Annotated in this window: 4 protein-coding genes; 2 read left to right on the top strand and 2 right to left on the bottom strand. The window is 55.8% G+C overall.

Features of this window, described 5'->3' with window-relative positions; all coding sequences use genetic code 11:
* On the top strand, positions 1–429 hold a 429-nt coding region (locus B2T33_RS03205), incomplete at its 5' end, for a DNA polymerase (protein ID WP_286791137.1).
* A gap of 106 nt (positions 430–535) precedes the next feature.
* Positions 536–880, top strand: coding sequence for a hypothetical protein (locus tag B2T33_RS03200; protein ID WP_286791136.1), 345 nt, complete (start codon positions 536–538; stop codon positions 878–880).
* Between the two features lies 1 nt (position 881).
* On the opposite strand, the gene dapB is transcribed toward B2T33_RS03200, so the two are convergent.
* Together dapB and B2T33_RS03190 are read right to left on the bottom strand one after the other, a co-directional pair.
* Entirely contained in the window at positions 882–1,682 is an 801-nt protein-coding gene (gene dapB, locus B2T33_RS03195) for a 4-hydroxy-tetrahydrodipicolinate reductase (RefSeq protein WP_286791135.1), read from the bottom strand.
* Positions 1,683–1,811: 129 nt separating this feature from the next.
* Positions 1,812–2,429, bottom strand: a 618-nt coding sequence (locus B2T33_RS03190) for a DnaJ C-terminal domain-containing protein (RefSeq protein ID WP_286791134.1), incomplete at its 5' end; no start/stop codon positions are given.

Below are 2,429 nucleotides of genomic sequence, written 5' to 3'. Positions count from 1 at the left end.
TTCATCGAAGCCTATTTCGAGATTTATCCAGGCATCCGCGATTACATGGACGAGGCCAAGGAATTCGCCAAAAAGCACGGCTTTGTCCGCACCCTGTTTGGCCGCCATATCCATATCAACGGCATCAACGACAAAAACGGCATGCGCCGAAGCTTTGGCGAACGTGCCGCGATCAACGCGCCCATTCAGGGCGGTGCAGCCGACATCATCAAACGCGCGATGATTGCGGTGCCAGGTGCCTTGGTTGATGCGGGACTCAAAACCCGCATGCTGCTTCAGGTCCACGATGAATTGATCTTTGAGGCCCCGGAAGACGAAGCCGAAAAGGCGATCAAAACCATCCGCGAAGTCATGGAAAACGCCGCCCACCTGTCCGTACCGCTGATTGCCGATGCCGGCATCGGGGATAGCTGGGCCGACGCGCATTAACTGAAGCCAAGTGCTAACCGAGATATTTGCTCAAAACTTCTCGGCTAGTGCCTGAGCATCATTTACAATCTTCGCTATGCCTTGATGACAGTCGAGGAGAGCACTTATGAATATGGATCTTCGCTCAAATAGTCTTCAAGAGGTCGACTACATCGCTTTTGCCGAACTTTCAAAGTCCGCCAAGGGCGAGGTATCAAGAGAATTTTGCCGTCACTACAGGCTTCGGGAAGATTTGGTGCTTCAACGCACAGAGCTTCCCATAAGCCGAGCTTTAACCAAACAGTCCGGGTACCGTTTCCAAATTTGGTCGGAGTGCCTACGAGATGGCATGAGCGTCCGTGAAGCAAATCAGGCAATCAAAGATGGGAAATACAACAACCCAGAACTTGATGCTGATATCGTGCTTGCAGTTTATCGCGGCTATCTGAGGCTCGCTAGTCCGCAGAACTAGATTAAAGCCCCAAAACTTCACGCATGGAATAAAGCCCCGGCGCCTTGCCTTCGGCCCATTTGGCGGCGCGAACCGCGCCCTTGGCAAAGACTTCTCGTGAGGATGCCTTGTGGGTGATCTCGATCCGCTCGCCCTCGCAGGCAAAAACAACCGTGTGATCGCCAACCACGTCACCACCGCGAAGCGTTGCAAAGCCGATGGTGCCGTCTTCACGCGCACCTGTGTGGCCATCACGCGATCGGACCGCAACATCATCCAGATTAACCCCACGCCCCTTGGCGGCGGCTTCACCAAGGCCAAGCGCGGTACCTGACGGGGCATCGACCTTGTGTTTGTGGTGCATCTCAACGATTTCGATGTCGGCCACATCCTTGTCAAGGACGCTCGCCACCTTCTCGACCAGTGCGAAGGCAAGGTTCACACCGACACTCATATTGGGCGCAAAGATGATCGGGGCCTTTTTGGCAGCGACCTTCAACTCGTCCTTCTGATCGTTGGAAAGCCCTGTGGTGCCGATAACAAGGATGGTGCCGGTTTCGGCGGCCAGTTTCGCGTGTTTCATCGTCGCTGCCGGTGCGGTGAAATCGATCACCGCATCAACCGCTTCAAACAGTGCCTTGGGATCATCGCCAACCACAACGCCACTTTCTTCAAGACCGGCGATCAGGGTTATGTCCTTGCCGATGAACGGGCTTCCGGGCAGATCGGTGCCACCACCAACTTCACAGCCCTTGGTCTTGGCCGTTTCATTGACCAACATCCGCCCCATACGGCCAGCACATCCAACAATCCCGATCTTCATTTCCGGTCTCCTCCGGGCAAGCAAATTCAAACTCGTAATTGCTTTAACACACGGCTCCGACAGCGCAAAACAAAACCCCCGGCAAAGCGGCCGGGGGTTTGAGATATTGATCTTTTAAGCGCAAGCCGATCAGTCGGTCAGGTCTTTCCAGATTTCCTTCATCTTGGAAAAGAACCCTTCGCTTTCCGGGCTGGACCCCTGTTCGCGCGAAATCTCGTCGAATTCCTCAAGCAGTTCTTTCTGACGGTCTGTCAGATTAACCGGAGTTTCGACGCTGACTTCGACAAACATGTCACCGCGCGCCTGCGAGCGCAGGATGCTCATCCCCTTGCCGCGCAGACGAAGCTGCTGACCGGACTGGGTACCGGCCGGGATATTGATCCGGGTGCGCGTGCCTTCGATGGTCGGCACCTCGATGGTGCCACCAAGGGCGGCTTTGCCCATCGGGATCGGAATCCGGCAATACAGGTTGGCCCCTTCGCGCTGGAAGAAGCGGTGATGCCCGATATCGAGGAAGATATACAAATCCCCGGGAGGCGCACCATTGGTGCCTGCCTCGCCCTCGCCCGCCAGGCGAATGCGCGTGCCATCTTCGACACCGGCCGGAATGGTGACCTGAAGGGTCTTTTCCTTTTCGAGGCGACCAACACCGTGGCAGGATTTGCACGGGTTCTTGATGATCTTGCCTTTGCCATGGCAGCTCGGGCAGGTGCGTTCAATGGTAAAGAAGCCCTGCTGCGCGCGGAC

It is taken from the genome of Thalassospira sp. UBA4513, from assembly GCF_002388495.1.
In the GTDB taxonomy this organism is placed as follows: domain Bacteria; phylum Pseudomonadota; class Alphaproteobacteria; order Rhodospirillales; family Thalassospiraceae; genus Thalassospira; species Thalassospira tepidiphila.
Note: the sequence above shows the minus strand (reverse complement) of the source record. Positions and strands in the feature narration are given on the sequence as shown.

Excerpts from the sequence above, each read along its gene's own strand:
- B2T33_RS03200 (WP_286791136.1), top strand. The coding sequence starts at position 536 with ATGAATATGGATCTTCGCTCAAATAGTCTTCAAGAGGTCGACTACATC.
- dapB (WP_286791135.1), bottom strand. The coding sequence starts at position 1,682 with ATGAAGATCGGGATTGTTGGATGTGCTGGCCGTATGGGGCGGATGTTG.